Raw genomic sequence first — 16,155 nt, 5'->3', positions numbered from 1 at the left:
TCGCATCTCACCGAGAAGGCAGCGCCCGCATGAAGACTGTCATCGAAAACGCCTACATCGCCCCGGTCGCCGGCCCGGAGATACCCTCCGGATACCTGGTGGCGGAGAACGGCCTGATCACCGCGCTGGGCTCCGGCCCGGCGCCGCGGATCGAAGGCGCCGAACGCGTCAACGGCACCGGCTGCCTGGTCACGCCGGGCCTGGTCAACACCCATCACCACCTGTACCAGTGGGCCAGCCAGGGTCTGTTCCAGGACGCCACCCTGTTCGAATGGCTGACCGGGCTCTACCAGATCTGGGCGCGGATGGACGCCGACGTCGTCTACGGCGCCGCCGCGGCGGGGCTGGGCTGGCTCGCGCTGACCGGCTGTACCACCAGCAGTGACCACCACTATCTCTTCCCCAAGGGGCGCGGTGATCTGTTCGACGCCGAGATCCGTGCCGCCCGGGAGCTGGGCATCCGCTTCCATCCGTGCCGCGGTTCGATGGACCGCGGGCAGTCCGACGGCGGCCTGCCGCCGGACGAGGTCGTGGAGAGCCGCGACGACATCCTCGCGCACACCGCCGAGGTCATCGACACGTATCACGATCCGTCCTTCGATTCGATGCTGCGGGTCGCGGTCGCGCCGTGCTCGCCGTTCTCGGTGACCGCCGAGCTGATGACCGAGTCCGCCGCGCTGGCCCGCGAAAAAGGCGTGCGCCTGCACACCCACCTCGCCGAAACGCTGGACGAGGAAGAGCACTGCAAAGAGCAGATGGGCTGCACCCCGGTCGAATACATGGGCAAGCTGGGCTGGCTCGGTGACGACGTGTGGTTCGCGCACGCGGTGCATCTGCACGACGCCGACATCCGCCGTTTCGCCGAAACCGGCACCGGCTCGGCGCACTGCCCGACCTCCAACGCGCGCCTCGGCGCCGGTATCGCCCGCGTCACCGACCTGATCGCCGCGGGCGCCCCGGTCGGCCTCGGGGTCGACGGCGCGGCCTCCAGCGAATTGACGTCCATGGCCGGGGAGATGCGCCAGGCCATGCTCTTCCAGCGCGCCGTGCGCGGCCCGAAGGCCCTCACCGCCCGGCAGGCCCTGGAGCTCGGCACGCTCGGTGGTGCCCGAAACCTGGGCCGCCAGAACGAGATCGGATCGCTGGAGGTCGGCAAGCTCGCCGACATCGCCATCTGGCGGGTCGACGGCTTCCGCTCCGCCGTCGCGGATCCGGTGTGCGCCTTGGTTTTCGGTCCGACACCGCCGTTGGCTCGTCTGATCGTCGGCGGGCACACCGTCGTCGAGAACGGCGAGCTGCGCACCGTGGCCCACGATGCGACCGGCCGAGCCGGGGCCGATGCCCGGAAACGCCTGCTGCAGGAGGGAACTCGATGACGACCCAGGTACTCGCGGCACCCGTCGATGTCCCGATTGAGGGGGTCATCGAAGAGATCCGCGAATACCACCATGCCATCCCGACCGATGTCGACAGTCCGCTACCGCGGCCAGCGGCTCGGGAACATCACGGCGAGCCACCCACGCTCTCCGCCACCCCCGCGGGCGTCGCCGCCACCCGTGACGCGCGCCGCCCGCGGGGGACTACCGTGCACATGAACCGTGTGCCGGAACCACCGGAAAACAATATCCGGAGCTGTTGATCAACGGGGGCGCCGCATCTTTTCGCAATGAGGCGGCGGCGCTCCACAACCGCATAACCGAACCGCGCGCACCGGAAATCCATCCCGGACCGTAGGTCGGCCACGCCCTGAGGAGGGCAAGCCCAATGACGCAGATGCAGACAAAGCCCGTCGCGGAAGAGCCGCCGGTACCGAGAAAAGCCTGGCACGACCGGTTTTTCCGACTCACCGAGCGCAAGACCACCGTGTCCCGGGAGGTCCGTGGTGGTATCACCACCTTCGTCGCGATGGCCTACGTCATCCTGCTGGTCCCGCTGATTCTCGGCGGTGTCACGGACATGAACGGTGACAAGCTGTCCATCGCGCAGCTCACCACCGCCACGGCGTTCTCCGCCGGTCTGAGCACTGTGCTCATGGGGCTGGTCGGCAATGTGCCGCTGGCGCTGGCCGCCGGGCTGGGACTGGTCCCGGTGGTCGCCTTCCAGGCGGCGCCGCACATGACCTGGCCGCAGGCCATGGGCTTGGTCATCCTGATGGGCGTGATCATCGTGATCATGGCCGCGACCGGTCTGCGCACCATGATCATCAATGCTATTCCGGTGGCGTTGAAGAATGCCATCGGTGTGGGTATCGGCATGTTCATCGCGCTGATCGGCCTGGTCTCGGCCGGCGTGGTGGGTCACGGCGAGGCCACCGGTCCGCCGGTGACGCTGGGTTCGGGCGGTCACCTCAGTGGCTGGCCGGTGGTGGTTTTCGCGGTCGGCCTGCTGGTCATGCTGGCGTTGTTCATCCGCAAGGTGCCCGGCGCCCTGCTGATCAGTATCGCGATCGCCACCGTGGTCGCGGTGATCATCAACGCCAACGCCACCATCGATCCCAAGTCCTGGGGTCCGGTGGTACCGGAGACGCCCGAAAAGCTCTTGGCCGCACCCGATTTCGGTTTGATGTTCAACGTCGACCTGATCGGCGGCTTCGCCTCGGCGGGGGCGCTGACCGCCTCGATCGTGCTGTTCACCCTGGTGCTGACCGGTTTCTTCGACGCGATGGGCACGATCTTCGGCGTCTGTGACGAGGCCGAACTGCTGGACGAGAAGGGCACCATGCCCGGCCTGGGCAAGGTACTGACCGTCGACGGTGTCGGCCAGGTCATCGGCGGCGCGGCCGGCGGTGCGGGCGCGACGGTGTACGTCGAGTCGGCGACGGGTGTCGGTGAGGGTTCCCGTACCGGCCTGACCAGCGTGGTGACCGGCGGCCTGTTCATCGCCGCGATCTTCTTCACCCCGATCGCGGCGGTCGTCCCGATCCAGGCGGCGGCTCCGGCCCTGGTGCTGGTCGGGGCGCTGATGATGACCCAGGCCCGCAAGATCGACTGGAACGATCTGGAGGTGGCGGTTCCCGCCTTCCTGACCATCGCGCTGATGCCGTTCACCTACTCCATCACCAACGGTGTGGGTGCCGGCCTGATCGCCTACGTGGTGATCAAGGCGGCGCGCGGAAAGTTCAAGGAAGTGCATTGGCTGCTGTATGTGGTCAGTGCGGTCTTCCTCGCCTACTTCGGCATCAACGCCATCGAACTGGCCTTCGGCGGCTGACCGCCATCGCACATCATGCGCCTCGCGGCACAGTTCCGGCTGCGCCGCGAGGCGCTGTGCGCGCCCGATCCCTTTGTCCCCCTTCCAGGAAGCGCGGGTAGCCTGTGCCCATGTGGCTGCGTGCTGAGTTCACCACCGAGCCGTTCCATGGCGAAGGCGATCCGCCGCCACATGCCGCCGAGACCCTCGCCGTGCTCGAAGCCGCCGGTCTCGATTGTGATTTCGGCCCGCTGGGCACCTCGGTGTCCGGTCCGAGCGAGAAGTTGCTGGACCTGCTGCGCGATGTGCTCGCCACCGGTTTCGCCCACGGTGCGACCCGGGTGACCATGCAGGTGGAGCGGGATGACGATGACTGACACGTACCTCGATCCCACGCACCCGGTGCTGGTGACGATCACTCCACTGCTGGACCGGGTGGGTGGTCGTCTGGTGCCGCCCGGCGACTGCGGTCCGGATGACGTTCCCCTGGTGTGGGAAGGCGCCACACTGGCCGCTGTCCGTTTCGCCGCGACCGACGGCACCGCCGCGGCCGCGGCGGCCGCCGACCCCGGCACCGAGGGCGGCCTGGCCCGGCTGCTCGACGCCGTGGCGACCGAACTCGGGGGTTCCCTCACCGACCTCAAGCGCGCCGACAAACAGCGTGCCGTGCGTTTGCTGGAAGAGCGCGGAGCCTTCAGTTACCGCAAGTCCGCGGAGACCGTCGCCGAAGCCCTCGGCGTCACCCGCTTCACGGTGTACAACTATCTGAACCGGACCCGGTCCTGAGCGGGGTCCCTGTAGGACCTGCTGAACGGCAGCCCGGTGCGACCCCGCCACTTGGGCTTTCACCCCAAATTTCAACAAACTGTTGATTTACGGGTGAGACCTGTGCCACTCTTCTCGAAGTAAGCGGATGTGACCTCCGCTACACGAGAAAGGCCAGGCAATTGGGGACTACGGCAGCGTTCAATTCGACTGCTAGCGAACAACTTCGGCCGGTACTGCTGGCTTGCTGCGACGTTCCGGCGTGGGCCGACGCCGTCCTGGCGGGCCGGCCGTACGCCGATCTGGACAGCCTGCTGACGGTGGCCGACAGCGCCGCCCGCACCTTCACCGCAGAGGACGTCGACCGCGCGCTCGCCGCCCACCCCCGCATCGGGGAGCGGGCGAACGGCAGCGGCGTCGACGCGAAATGGTCGCGCGGCGAGCAGTCCGGTGTCAGCCAGGACCTGGCCACCGCCGCGGCCCTGATGGCCGGCAACCAGGCCTACGAGCAGCGGTTCGGACGGGTCTTCCTGATCTGCGCCACCGGGCTGTCCGCGGAGCAGATCCTGGCCGCCCTGCAAGCCCGCCTCGGCAACGACGACGAAACCGAAGCGGCGACCGTCGCGGAGGAACTGCGCAAGATCGCGATCCTGCGGTTGCGCAAGGCAATTGGAGAGATGGAGGTAGCCCCGGCATGAGCGCGATCACCACGCACGTGCTCGACACGGCACTCGGCAAGCCCGGCGCCGGTGTCCCGGTCCGGCTGGAGTTCATCAAGGACGGCGAGCCGGTGCTGCTGGCCCGAGCGGTCACCGACGCCGACGGCCGCGTCGGAGACTTCGGCCCGGACGAGCTCGAAACCGGCCGATACCGGCTGGTTTTCGACGTCGCCGCCTACGCCGCCGGCACCGGCCAGGACTGCTTCTTCCCCGAAGCCGTCATCACCTTCACGCCGAATGGCCCGGCCGGCAGCCACTTCCACATCCCGCTTCTACTCAGTCCGTTCGCCTACTCCACCTACCGAGGGAGCTGACCCGCACCATGGCCATCCAGCTTGGACCCAACCAGTACGGCAAGGCCGAGAGCCGTGTCGTCCGCGTCTACCGCGACACCGCGCGTCACCAGATTCGCGATCTGAACGTATCTTCCGCGCTGCGCGGGCGTTTCGAGGACGCGCACATCACCGGTGATCAGAAGGACGTGCTCCCCACCGACACCCAGAAGAACACCGCCTTCGCCTTCGCCAAGGAGAAGGAGATCGGCGCGATCGAGAACTACGGCCTGACCTTGGCCGATCACTTCATCGCCCGCTGCCCGGGCGCCGACGGCGCGCGCGTGGAGATCGAGGAGTACGCCTGGGATCGCATCCCCGTCGACGGCATCGGCCACGACCATTCGTTCGTGCGCAGCGGCGCCGGTGTGCGCACCACTCATATCAACGTCGACGGCGTGGGCCCGGATCGGCGCGCGCACGTGGTCTCCGGCATCAAGGATCTGGTGCTGTTGAAGACCACCGGCTCGGAATTCCACGGGTACTTCAAGGACAAGTACACGACCCTGCAGCCGACCAATGACCGCATCATGGCCACCTCGCTGGTCGCCAAGTGGCGCTACGACAACGCCGAGGTCCCGGACTGGGACAAGTCCTACGACTCGATCCGCTCGATTCTGCTGCGCCAGTTCGCCGCCGTGCACTCCTACGCGCTGCAGCAGACCCTCTACAGCATGGGTCGCGCGGTGCTCGAGCAGCACCGCGAGGTCGCCGAGATCAAGTTCTCCGCGCCGAACAAGCACCACTTCCTGGTCGACCTGAGCCCGTTCGCGCTGGAAAACCCGAATGAGGTCTTCATCGCCGCCGATCGGCCGTATGGCCTGATCGAGGCCTCGGTAGTCCGTGACGACGCCAGCGACGCTGGTTCTGCCTGGCACGCCGTGCCCGGATTTTGCTGATCGCGGAGAGGCGACACCCATGTTCAACCGCCGTAGCACCCCGTCCGACGGGGCTGCTTCAACCGCCACGGTCCGGCCGGAAGATACGAAATATCCACCGCTGCAACTGATCGCGTACGGCCTGCAGCACATCCTGACGATGTACGGCGGCGTCATCGCGCCACCGCTGATCATCGGCGGTGCGGCCGGACTGTCGGCCACCGACATGGCCTTGCTGGTGACCGCGGGACTGTTCGTCTCGGGTCTGGCCACCATGCTGCAGACCCTGGGTTTGGGGCCGTTCGGCTCCAGACTGCCGATCGTGCAAGGCATTTCGTTCGTCAGCGTGTCGACGATCGTGTCGATCGCCAATGACGGCGGGCTGCGGCCGGTGTTCGGCGCGATCATCGTCGCGGGTGTCATCGGATTGATCGCCTCGTCCTTCTTCGCACACCTGGTGCGGCTTTTCCCGGCGGTGGTGACCGGCACGATCATCACGGTGATCGGGTTGTCGCTGATGCCGGTGGCATTCCGGTGGGCGATGGGCGGCAATGCCAAATCCTCCGATTACGGCTCCATGGCCAATATCGGATACGCCGGTTTGACACTGCTGATCATCTTGGTGATCAGCCGGCTTTTCCAAGGTGCGATTTCGCGGTTGTCCATTCTGATCGGCCTCGTCATCGGAACACTGGTGGCGGTCGGCACGGGCAAGGCCGACTTCTCCGGAGTCGGCGATGCGAAACTGGTCGCCTTGCCCTCGGTTCTGCATTTCGGTACGCCGACGTTCGAAGTGGGCGCGATCGTCGCCATGACGATCGTGATCCTGGTGATCATGACCGAGGCCACCGCCGACATTCTCGCCATCGGCGAGATCTTGCCGACGAAAGTCGACAAGAAGCGGCTGGCGGACGGCTTGCGCGCCGATATGGCGTCGAGCGCGGTGGCGCCTCTGGTGGGCTCCTTCCCGTGCAGCGCGTTCGCACAGAATGTCGGACTGGTCGCGCTGACCGGCATCAAGAGCCGCTATGTGGTCGCGGTCGGTGGCGCGATTCTCGCGCTGCTCGGACTACTGCCGGTGGTGGGCGCGGTGGTCGCCGGGATTCCGTATCCGGTGCTCGGTGGCGCGGCGATCGTGCTCTTCGGATCGGTGGCCGCCAGTGGTATCCGCACGCTGTCGCGGGTGGATTACGAAGACAACCTGAATATGGTCATCGTCGCGGTCAGTGTCGCGATCGGCGTGATTCCGATTGCGGCGCCGGACTTCTGGCACGCGTTCCCGAAGTCGATCGCCGTGGTCCTGGAATCCGGGATCAGTGCGACCGCGGTAGTCGCGATCGTGCTGAACGTGGTGTTCAACGAGATTCGCGCCGGCAAGCGCGAGGGTGTGTCGGTGTTCGCCGCCGCACAGGACCAGCGCGAGGAACTCGGCGATCGGCTCGACGACGATATCCGAAAGTAATTTTTAAATACCAACCCTGAGAAGGGCATTGAAATGCCTCTGATTTTCCTGAACGGCTCCGCCATGCGCGGAGGACCCCTGAATTACCTGCTCGACGGCGCACCGTTCGCCGGTGAAGCCGAAACCGCGCCACGCTATCGGTTTTATTCGGTAGGTGACCGGTTCCCGGGTCTCGCGCCCGTCGCCGATGGCGGTGCGCCGATCGCCGGCGAATTGTTCGACATTTCCTTGGATGTCTTGCGAGAGAAGCTGCTTCCGGCCGAACCGCCGGAACTGGAGCTCGGCGTGATCGAGCTGCAAGACAACCGCTCGGTGCTGTCCATGGTGATGCGCAAGCCGCCGATTTCCTACCCGGAGCTGAAGGACATCACCGAGATCGGCAGCTGGAAGAAATACAAGAAAGGAGCTTGATCGTGCCAAAATTCGACGTCAATTGCTCGATTCTGTTCACTGATTTGCCGCTGCTCGAACGTCCGGCCGCCGCCAAGGCGGCGGGTTTCGACGGTGTCGAATTCTGGTGGCCCTTCGGCACCGATCCGACACCGGGCGACAAGGAGATCGACGCGTTCGTCGGGGCGATCGCCGATGCCGGTGTGCAGCTGGCCGGGTTGAACTTCATCGACCTGATCCCCGCCGGTCGCGGCCTGGTCTCGGTGCCCAGCGCGGTCACCACCTTCCGCGACAACATCGAGGTCGCCGTCGGTATCGCCGAGCGCACCGGCTGCAAGGCCTTGAACGCGCTGTACGGCAACCGGATCGAGGGCGAGGACCCGGCCAAGCAGGACGAACTGGCGCTGGAGAACCTGCGCCTGGCCGCCCAGGCCGCGTCCCGGATCGGTGCCACGGTGCTGCTGGAAGCGCTGAATTCGCCTGAGTCCCCGGACTATCCGGTCGTCTCGGCCGAGCACGCGGTGCGTGTCATCGATGCGGCCGGTGAGCCGAACATCAAGTTCCTGTGCGACCTTTACCACCTGTCCCGCATGGGCGAGGACCTGCACCAGGTGATCAACACCTACGCCTCGCGCATCGGCCACGTGCAGATCGCCGACAACCCCGGCCGTGGTCGCCCCGGCACCGGTGATCTCGACTTCACGGCTCTCTTCGAGAGCCTGTCCGCCGCCGGCTACGACGGCTGGATCGGCCTGGAATACAAAGACGCAGACCTGGATTGGAGCTGGATCAAATGAGCAAGATCGGATTTGTCGGACTCGGCATCATGGGTGGACCGATGGCGGGCCACCTGGTCGCCGCGGGCCACGAGGTCACCGGCTACGACCACAGCGCCGCCGCGCTGGACAAGCTGAAGGCCGCGGGCGGCAACACCGCCTCCGGTGCGGCCGAAGCCGTCCGCGGCAAGGACATCGTGATCACGATGCTGCCGCAGGACGAGCATGTGGAATCGGTGTTCGCCGACGTGCTCGAGCACGCCGACCCCGGCACCCTCTACATCGACTTCTCCACCATCACCCCGAAGACCTCGCGCTGGACCGCCACCGAGGGCGCGAAGAAGAACCTGCGAGTGCTCGACGCACCCGTCAGCGGCGGCGAGCCCGGCGCGATCAACGCCGCGCTGTCCATCATGGTCGGCGGTACCGAAGCGGACTTCGCTGCGGCGAAGCCGATCTTCGAGGCGGTGGGCAAGACCTTCGAGCTCGTCGGCCCGAACGGCGCCGGTCAGGTCGTCAAGGCGGCCAACCAGCTGATCGTGGGCGGCACCTACGCCCTGGTCGCCGAGGCGATCCTGCTGATGGAGAACCTGGGCGCGGACGCGGCCAAGGGCCTGGATGTGCTGGCCGGTGGTCTCGCGGGCAGCAAGATCCTCGAGCTCAAGCGCAAGACCATGCTGGAGCGCTCGTTCGTCCCCGGTTTCCGGATCGACCTGCACCACAAGGACATGGGCATCATTCTGGCCGCCGCGCGCGACGCCGAGGTGGCGATTCCGATGGGCGCGCTCACCGCGCAGCTCATCGCCGCCGCGCGTGCCATGGGCTACGGCAACCTGGATCACTCCGGTCTGCTGCTGGTCGCCGAGGCGTTGTCGAAGCGAGACGACGCGTGACTACTGCTGTCGCACATGAACAGTGCGTGACCCACGTGCCCGAAGGCTGGGTTCTGATCGATGTGACCGATGAGGCGGAGAACTGATATGGCACGGATGCGTACCGTCGACGCGGCGGTCCTGATCCTGGAAAAAGAAGGCGCGACACAGGCTTTCGGCCTGCCCGGCGCGGCGATCAATCCGTTCTACAGCGCCATGCGCGCGCACGGCGGACTGAAGCACGTCCTGGCCCGCCACGTCGAGGCCGCCTCGCACATGGCCGAGGGCTACACCCGGGCCAAGGCCGGCAATATCGGCATCTGCATCGGTACCTCCGGCCCGGCCGGCACCGACATGATCACCGGTTTGTATTCGGCCAGTGCCGATTCCATCCCGATCCTGTGCATCACCGGGCAGGCTCCGGTGGCGAAACTGCACAAGGAGGACTTCCAGGCCGTCGATATCGCCTCCATCGCCAAGCCGGTCAGCAAGTGGGCCGTCACGGTGCTGGAGCCGGCGCAGGTGCCCGGCACCTTCCAGAAGGCCTTCCACCTGATGCGTGAGGGTCGTCCGGGCCCGGTGCTGATCGACCTGCCGATCGATGTGCAGCTCGCCGAAATCGAGTTCGATATCGATACCTACGAGCCGCTCGTGGTGCACAAGCCCGCTGCCAGCCGTGCCCAGGCCGAGAAGGTCCTGGACATGCTGGCCGCCGCCGAGCGCCCGCTGATCGTGGCCGGCGGCGGCATCGTGAACGCGGACGCGGCCGATCTGCTCGTCGAATTCGCCGAGCTGACCGGGATTCCGGTGGTGCCGACGCTGATGGGCTGGGGCACCATCGCCGACGATCACCCGCTGCACGCGGGCATGGTCGGTTTGCAGACCTCGCACCGGTACGGCAACGCCACCATGCTGGAGTCGGACTTCGTGCTCGGCATCGGCAACCGGTGGGCCAACCGGCACACCGGCGGCGTCGAAACCTACACCAAGGACCGCACTTTCGTGCACGTCGACATCGAGCCGACGCAGATCGGCCGGGTCTTCGCGCCCGACTTCGGCATCACCTCCGATGCCGGCGCCGCGCTCGAGGTGTTCCTCGAGGTGGCGCGCGAGCGCAAGGCCGCGGAGACGCTGCCGAGCCGCGCGGACTGGGCCAAGCAGTGCAAGCACCGCAAGAACGAAGGGCTGCGCAAGACGCACTTCGACTCGGTGCCGATCAAGCCGCAGCGCGTGTACGAGGAGATGAACAAGGCGTTCGGACCCGATATCCGCTACGTCAGCACCATCGGCCTGTCGCAGATCCAGGCGGCGCAGCTGCTGCATGTCTACCGGCCGCGGCACTGGATCAACGCCGGCCAGGCCGGCCCGCTGGGCTGGACCCTGCCCGCCGCCCTCGGTGTCGCCACCGCCGACCCAGAAGCCACCGTGGTCGCGCTCTCCGGTGACTACGACTTCCAGTTCCTGATCGAGGAATTGGCCGTCGGCGCGCAATTCGGCATCCCGTACATCCATGTCGTGGTGAACAACTCCTACCTCGGGCTGATCCGCCAGGCGCAGCGCAACTTCTCCATGGACTACTACGTCCAGCTCGACTTCGAGAACATCAACAGCCCCGAGATCGGCGGCTACGGTGTGGACCACGTGAAGGTCGTGGAAGGGCTGGGCTGCAAGGCGATTCGGGTCACCGAACCGGGCAGGCTCAGTGCCGCGCTGGAGGACGCCAAGGCCCTGATGGCCGAGCATCGCGTGCCGGTGGTCGTGGAGGTCATCCTCGAGCGCGTGACGAACGTGTCGATGGGTCTCGAGATCGACAACATCATGGAGTTCGAGGAGCTGGCGCAGTCGCTCGACGACGCGCCCACCGCGATCGCCGCGCTGCCGGAGCCCGAAGCTGTCGGAGGAAGCAGGTGATCAGCCCCCGACGGGCGCCGCGTCCCCGGTGGCGAGAGGGGTATGTGGTCATCGCGCCCGATAAGTTCAAGGGCTCGCTGACCGCTCCCGAGGTGGCCGAGCACGTGGCCACCGGCCTGCGCCGGGTACGGCCGGACGTTCCCGTGGTGACCGTTCCGGTCGCCGACGGGGGTGACGGCACGGTGGACGCGGTGGTGGCCTCGGGCTTCGCCCGGTTCCGCACCAGCGTCACCGGTCCGATCGGGGACCAGGTCGTCGCGTCGTTCGCCATGCGCGATCAGACGGCCGTGATCGAACTCGCCGAGGCGTCGGGGGTGCGCAAGATGCCGCACCCGCCGACCTCGTCGACCTCGCGGACGGTCTCGAGCACCGGCACCGGCGAGCTGATCCGGGCCGCCGCGCAGCGCGGCGCCCGGCGAATCCTGTTGGGGCTCGGTGGAAGTGCGTGCACCGACGGTGGCGCGGGCATGATGTCGGCGCTGGGCGTGAAGTTCCTCGACGAGCGCGGGGAGCAACTGCCGCCCGGCGGTGCGGCGCTGCGCCGGCTGGCGCGCGTCGACGCCAGTGAAATGGTGCGGGTGCCGCTGGTGACGGTGGCTTCCGACGTGGACAATCCGCTGCTGGGCGCACGCGGAGCCGCGAATGTGTACGCCCGCCAGAAGGGCGCGAAGCAGTTCGATGTCGAGGATCTCGAGCGCGGTCTCGCCCGGCTGGCGATGATCGTGCGGCGCGATCTGGGCATCGATGTCGCCGAGCGGCCCGGCGCCGGGGCCGCCGGTGGAGTCGGGTTCGCCGCGATGGCGTTCCTGAACGCCCAGGCGCGGCCGGGGATCGACATGATCCTGGACCAGCTCGGTTTCGCCGGGCAGGTCGAAGGTGCGCGCCTGGTCATCACCGGTGAGGGGTCGCTCGATCAGCAGACGCTGCACGGGAAGGCGCCCGTCGGCGTCGCGCGGATCGCGAAGTCCGCCGGTGTGCCGGTGATCGCGGTTGCCGGACGGCGCGCCCTCACCGCCGAACAGCTGCGGCGCGTCGATATCGAACAGGCCTACGCCCTGACCGATCTCGAGTCCGACCCGGCCGTATGCATGGCCCACGCCGGGCCGCTGCTCGAGCGGCTGGCGGCAGGCGTGGCCGGAAAATGGCTGGTGGACAACAACCTTCGCAAGGTGGTCGGCGGACATGGGTAAGCACTGGAACCTGCCTGGGCGCTGGATCCCGGCGCTCGCCGGGAATTCGGTGGGTATCGCCACCGGCTTGCTCGGTGTGGCCGCGGGAGCGGTGGGTGTGGCCGCCGGAACGGGCGTAGTAGCGGGTCCGGTCGGCGCCGCCGCGGGGTCGGTGGGCATCGCCGCGGGGCTTGCGGGTCTCGCCGCGGGTTTCGCCGAGATCCGGGCGGCGGCGCGGGGTTCGGGCCCGGCCGCCGAACTTCCGGCGAACGCCGGAATTCAGAGTGCGCGAGGAGTGAGTGGACATGCATGACCTGGTGATCCGGTCGCGCCGCGTGGTGCTGCCGGAGGGAATCCGTCCCGCCGCGATCGCGGTGCGGGACGGGCGAATCGCAGCCGTGGAACCCTATGCGGCCGAATTGGCGGCCCGGACGACCACCGATGTGGCGGACCTGGTCTTGCTGCCGGGCCTGGTCGACTCGCATGTCCATGTGAACGAACCCGGGCGCACGGAGTGGGAGGGGTTCGCGACAGCGACCAGAGCCGCTGCGGCGGGCGGTGTTACGACGATCATCGATATGCCGTTGAACTCGCTGCCGCCCACGGTCGACGTGCCCGCCCTGGCGGCGAAACGCGCCGCGGCGGCCGGGCAGTGTCAGGTGGATGTGGGGTTCTGGGGTGGCGCGATTCCGGGAAACCTGAAATGGCTGCGCCCACTGCACGAGTCGGGCGTGTTCGGGTTCAAGTGCTTCTTGTCCCCGTCCGGCGTGGACGAGTTCCCGCCGCTGACGCTGCCCGAGATCGAAGCGGTGATGACGGAGCTCGTCGCGTTCGACGGGTTGCTGATCGTGCACGCCGAGGATCCGGGCCGCCTGGGCGAGCCGGCGGACGGGTCCTACGACGCCTTCCTGGAATCACGGCCGGGAGCGGCGGAAAGTGCTGCGGTGCAAGCGATCCTCGCGCTGGCCGAGCAGACCGGGGCCCGGACACACATCCTGCACGTCTCGGCCGCGGACTGCCTCGCGCCGTTGGCCGCCGCGCAGGCCCGTGGCGTGCGGATCACCGCCGAGACCTGCCCGCACTACCTGACCCTGGCGGCCGCGGAAGCGCACACCACCGCGTTCAAATGCTGTCCGCCGATCCGGGATTCGGCGAACCAGGACGCGCTGTGGCAGGGCCTGGCCGACGGCGTGCTGTGCTGCGTGGTCTCCGATCACTCACCGTGCCCGCCCGCCATGAAGGAGGGTGACTTCGCCAGCGCCTGGGGCGGTGTCTCCTCGCTGCAACTCGGCTTGCCCGCGGTGTGGACCGCCGCGCGCGCCCGGGGATTCGGCCTCGAGGACATCGTCCGCTGGATGGCCGAAGCGCCCGCCGATCTGGTCGGGCTGACACACAAGGGCCGGATCGCGGTCGGCTGCGACGCCGATCTGGTCGCCTTCGATCCGGACGCGGCGTTCACCGTCGAACCGGCCGCGTTGCAGCACAAGAACCCGATCACGGCTTACCAGGGCCGGGAGCTGTCGGGTGTGGTCCAGTCCACCTGGTTGCGCGGCGCGGTCGTGGGGGAGCGGCCCGCCGGTCGGTTCATCGACGCGACCATTCATGAAAAGAGCTGAGGGAGAACATATGTCAGACTTCACCGCCCTACCCGACCTGGCACTGCGCACCAATCTCGGCAGCGTGATCGCGGCCAGCGACGAGTCCTTCGAGGAGCGCGAGAACCTGATCAACCCGTGGGCGCCGAGGTTCTCCCCGGAGACCTTCGGACCCAAGGGGCAGGAGTACGACGGCTGGGAGACCCGCCGGCACCGCGGTCCCGGCGACGACTGGGCCATCGTGCGGCTCGGCATGCCCGGCGTGGTGCGCGGCGTCGTCATCGACACCGCGTGGTTCAAGGGCAACTACCCTCCGTTCGCCTCCATCGAGGCTTGCCGGGTGTCCGGTTATCCGTCGGTGGCGGAGCTGGAATACGCCGACTGGGTGGAAATCCTGCCGCGCAGTCCGCTGACCGGCGACGCCGTGCACGAGTTCCCGATCGCCGACGATCGCGTGTTCACCCACGTCCGGCTCACCATCTACCCCGATGGTGGCGTGGCCCGGTTGCGGGTGCACGGTGAAGTGGTGCCCGACCCGGCGTTGCTGTCCGGTCTGACCGTGGACCTCGCCGCGCTCGGCAACGGCGCTCGGGCGCTCGGGTGCTCGGACATGTTCTACTCCGCGCCCGACAATATGATCAGCCCCGGATTGGCCCGCAACCAGGCCGAGGGCTGGGAAACCAGGCGTCGTCGCGACAGCGGAAACGACTGGGCCACAATCCAGCTCGCCGCGCAGGGGGTGCCGCAGCTGCTGGAGCTCGACACCACGAACCTGTTGTTCAACGCGCCGGGGGAGGCGCGGCTGCTCGGTATCGACCACCACGGCGACGAGCCGCTGCCCGCCGTCGACGACGCGGCCTGGTTCGAGTTGCTGCCCCGTACCGCGCTGCAGCCCGACACGCCGCACCGGTTCCGGTTGAGCAACGACCGCGCCGCCACCCACGTGCGGCTGGATATCTACCCGGACGGCGGCCTCGCGCGCCTGCGCCTGTTCGGCACGCTGACCGCGGCGGCCGAGGAGCAACTCAACACTCGTTGGGGCGCAGCCTGATTCGCCGGGCCTGCGGCGTTCCGCATGAACGTCCGTCGTCCCGGTGCGCATCGGTCCCAGGACCGGTCCCGGTGCCGGGACGACGGCGGTGATGTGGCGCAGGCCACGCTCAGTTCGGTTGTACACAACTTAATTGGGGACTACCGTTCAGGACGTGACCGATCATCTTCGCCTCGACGAGCAGCTGTGCTTTCCGCTGTACGCGGCGTCGCGGGCGATGACGGCGGTTTACCGGCCCAAGCTGGACAAGCTCGGGCTGACCTACCCGCAGTACCTGGTGATGCTGGCGCTGTGGGAACGTGACGGTCGCTCCGTCGGGGAACTCTGCACGACGCTGTCACTCGATTCCGGCACCCTGTCGCCGCTGCTCAAGCGGTTGCAAACGGCGGGATTGGTGCAGCGCCAGCGCAGCACCGCCGACGAACGGCGAGTCGAGATCCGGCTCACCGGCACCGGACGCGAAATGCGGGCCCAGGCCCGCGACATACCGAACGAAATGGCCGAAGCCGTCGGCCTGTCCTCGGACGAATTCGTCGCGCTGCGCGATACCTTGCGGCGCATGACCGAGACACTGTCCGCGCAACCTCGGATATCGCATCCTCGAAGCGAAAGTGAGCACTCATGAACACCCTCTACACCGCCGAAGCCCTCGCCACCGGCGACGGCCGCAACGGCCACGCCCGTACCTCCGACGGCAAGGTCGAGGTGGACCTGACCTCGCCCAAGGAGCTCGGCGGTAGCGGTACGGGCACCAACCCGGAGCAGCTCTTCGCCGCCGGCTACGCGGCGTGCTTCCACGGCGCGCTCCGCCTGGTCGGCAAGAACGACGGCGCGAACGTGGACGACTCCGCGGTCGGCGCCAAGGTGAGCCTCGGCAAGAACGACGCGGGCGGCTTCCAGCTGGCCGTGGAGATCGAGGTGACGTTGCCGAACCTGTCCCGCGAGCAGGCGCAGGCGCTGGCCGACAAGGCGCACCAGGTCTGCCCGTACTCCAACGCCACGCGCGGCAATATCGACGTCACCGTCACCGTCGCGGAGGACTGAGC

General features: G+C 67.7%; 19 protein-coding genes. All 19 read left to right on the top strand.

Features of this window, described 5'->3' with window-relative positions; all coding sequences use genetic code 11:
* Positions 1-29: 29 nt before the first annotated feature.
* The 19 genes from BJ987_RS28680 (at position 30) to BJ987_RS28590 (ending at position 16,153) form a co-directional block, all read left to right on the top strand.
* Complete coding sequence (locus BJ987_RS28680; protein ID WP_209896025.1) at positions 30-1,376, top strand: 8-oxoguanine deaminase; 1,347 nt, start codon at positions 30-32, stop codon at positions 1,374-1,376.
* The gene (locus BJ987_RS28675; protein WP_209896024.1) at positions 1,373-1,639 is read left to right on the top strand and encodes a hypothetical protein; all 267 of its coding nucleotides are present in this window, start codon (positions 1,373-1,375) and stop codon (positions 1,637-1,639) included. Before BJ987_RS28680 ends, BJ987_RS28675 begins: the two co-directional genes overlap by 4 nt.
* A 134-nt stretch (positions 1,640-1,773) precedes the next feature.
* A complete protein-coding gene (locus BJ987_RS28670; protein ID WP_245367582.1) occupies positions 1,774-3,210 on the top strand; it encodes an NCS2 family permease in 1,437 nt (478 codons plus the stop codon).
* Positions 3,211-3,320: 110 nt separating this feature from the next.
* A complete protein-coding gene (locus BJ987_RS28665) occupies positions 3,321-3,566 on the top strand; it encodes a thiamine-binding protein (RefSeq protein ID WP_209896020.1) in 246 nt (81 codons plus the stop codon).
* Positions 3,559-3,975 (top strand): helix-turn-helix domain-containing protein, encoded by a 417-nt coding sequence (locus tag BJ987_RS28660; protein WP_209896018.1) that lies wholly within the window; start codon positions 3,559-3,561, stop codon positions 3,973-3,975. Before BJ987_RS28665 ends, BJ987_RS28660 begins: the two co-directional genes overlap by 8 nt.
* A gap of 161 nt (positions 3,976-4,136) precedes the next feature.
* Positions 4,137-4,652, top strand: a complete 516-nt coding sequence (gene uraD / locus BJ987_RS28655; protein WP_209896016.1) for a 2-oxo-4-hydroxy-4-carboxy-5-ureidoimidazoline decarboxylase — start codon at positions 4,137-4,139, stop codon at positions 4,650-4,652.
* A complete protein-coding gene (gene uraH, locus BJ987_RS28650) occupies positions 4,649-4,987 on the top strand; it encodes a hydroxyisourate hydrolase (RefSeq protein ID WP_209896014.1) in 339 nt (112 codons plus the stop codon). The genes uraD and uraH overlap by 4 nt, the downstream gene beginning before the upstream one ends.
* An 8-nt stretch (positions 4,988-4,995) precedes the next feature.
* Positions 4,996-5,904 (top strand): factor-independent urate hydroxylase, encoded by a 909-nt coding sequence (gene pucL, locus BJ987_RS28645; protein WP_209896012.1) that lies wholly within the window; start codon positions 4,996-4,998, stop codon positions 5,902-5,904.
* 19 nt (positions 5,905-5,923) lie between these two features.
* On the top strand, positions 5,924-7,345 hold the full coding sequence (locus BJ987_RS28640; protein ID WP_209896010.1) for a nucleobase:cation symporter-2 family protein: 1,422 nt from the start codon (positions 5,924-5,926) through the stop codon (positions 7,343-7,345).
* Positions 7,346-7,378: 33 nt separating this feature from the next.
* Positions 7,379-7,756 (top strand): allophanate hydrolase-related protein, encoded by a 378-nt coding sequence (locus BJ987_RS28635; RefSeq protein WP_209896008.1) that lies wholly within the window; start codon positions 7,379-7,381, stop codon positions 7,754-7,756.
* Positions 7,753-8,532 (top strand): hydroxypyruvate isomerase family protein, encoded by a 780-nt coding sequence (locus tag BJ987_RS28630; protein ID WP_209896006.1) that lies wholly within the window; start codon positions 7,753-7,755, stop codon positions 8,530-8,532. The genes BJ987_RS28635 and BJ987_RS28630 overlap by 4 nt, the downstream gene beginning before the upstream one ends.
* Positions 8,529-9,404: an NAD(P)-dependent oxidoreductase gene (locus tag BJ987_RS28625; protein ID WP_209896004.1), complete on the top strand. Its 876-nt coding sequence runs from the start codon at positions 8,529-8,531 to the stop codon at positions 9,402-9,404. The genes BJ987_RS28630 and BJ987_RS28625 overlap by 4 nt, the downstream gene beginning before the upstream one ends.
* 87 nt (positions 9,405-9,491) lie before the next feature.
* Positions 9,492-11,294, top strand: coding sequence for a glyoxylate carboligase (gene gcl, locus BJ987_RS28620; RefSeq protein WP_209896002.1), 1,803 nt, complete (start codon positions 9,492-9,494; stop codon positions 11,292-11,294).
* Positions 11,291-12,484, top strand: a complete 1,194-nt coding sequence (locus BJ987_RS28615; RefSeq protein ID WP_307869782.1) for a glycerate kinase — start codon at positions 11,291-11,293, stop codon at positions 12,482-12,484. Before gcl ends, BJ987_RS28615 begins: the two co-directional genes overlap by 4 nt.
* Entirely contained in the window at positions 12,477-12,776 is a 300-nt protein-coding gene (locus tag BJ987_RS28610; RefSeq protein WP_209896000.1) for a hypothetical protein, read from the top strand. The genes BJ987_RS28615 and BJ987_RS28610 overlap by 8 nt, the downstream gene beginning before the upstream one ends.
* The gene (gene allB / locus BJ987_RS28605) at positions 12,769-14,079 is read left to right on the top strand and encodes an allantoinase AllB (RefSeq protein ID WP_209895998.1); all 1,311 of its coding nucleotides are present in this window, start codon (positions 12,769-12,771) and stop codon (positions 14,077-14,079) included. The genes BJ987_RS28610 and allB overlap by 8 nt, the downstream gene beginning before the upstream one ends.
* A 10-nt stretch (positions 14,080-14,089) precedes the next feature.
* On the top strand, positions 14,090-15,109 hold the full coding sequence (alc, locus tag BJ987_RS28600) for an allantoicase (RefSeq protein WP_209895996.1): 1,020 nt from the start codon (positions 14,090-14,092) through the stop codon (positions 15,107-15,109).
* A 154-nt stretch (positions 15,110-15,263) separates the two neighbouring features.
* Complete coding sequence (locus tag BJ987_RS28595; protein ID WP_307869781.1) at positions 15,264-15,734, top strand: MarR family winged helix-turn-helix transcriptional regulator; 471 nt, start codon at positions 15,264-15,266, stop codon at positions 15,732-15,734.
* Positions 15,731-16,153: an organic hydroperoxide resistance protein gene (locus tag BJ987_RS28590; RefSeq protein WP_209895994.1), complete on the top strand. Its 423-nt coding sequence runs from the start codon at positions 15,731-15,733 to the stop codon at positions 16,151-16,153. The genes BJ987_RS28595 and BJ987_RS28590 overlap by 4 nt, the downstream gene beginning before the upstream one ends.
* Positions 16,154-16,155: the final 2 nt, after the last annotated feature.

It is taken from the genome of Nocardia goodfellowii, assembly GCF_017875645.1.
Lineage (GTDB): Bacteria > Actinomycetota > Actinomycetes > Mycobacteriales > Mycobacteriaceae > Nocardia > Nocardia goodfellowii.
This window is presented reverse-complemented; position numbering and strand designations above follow the sequence as displayed.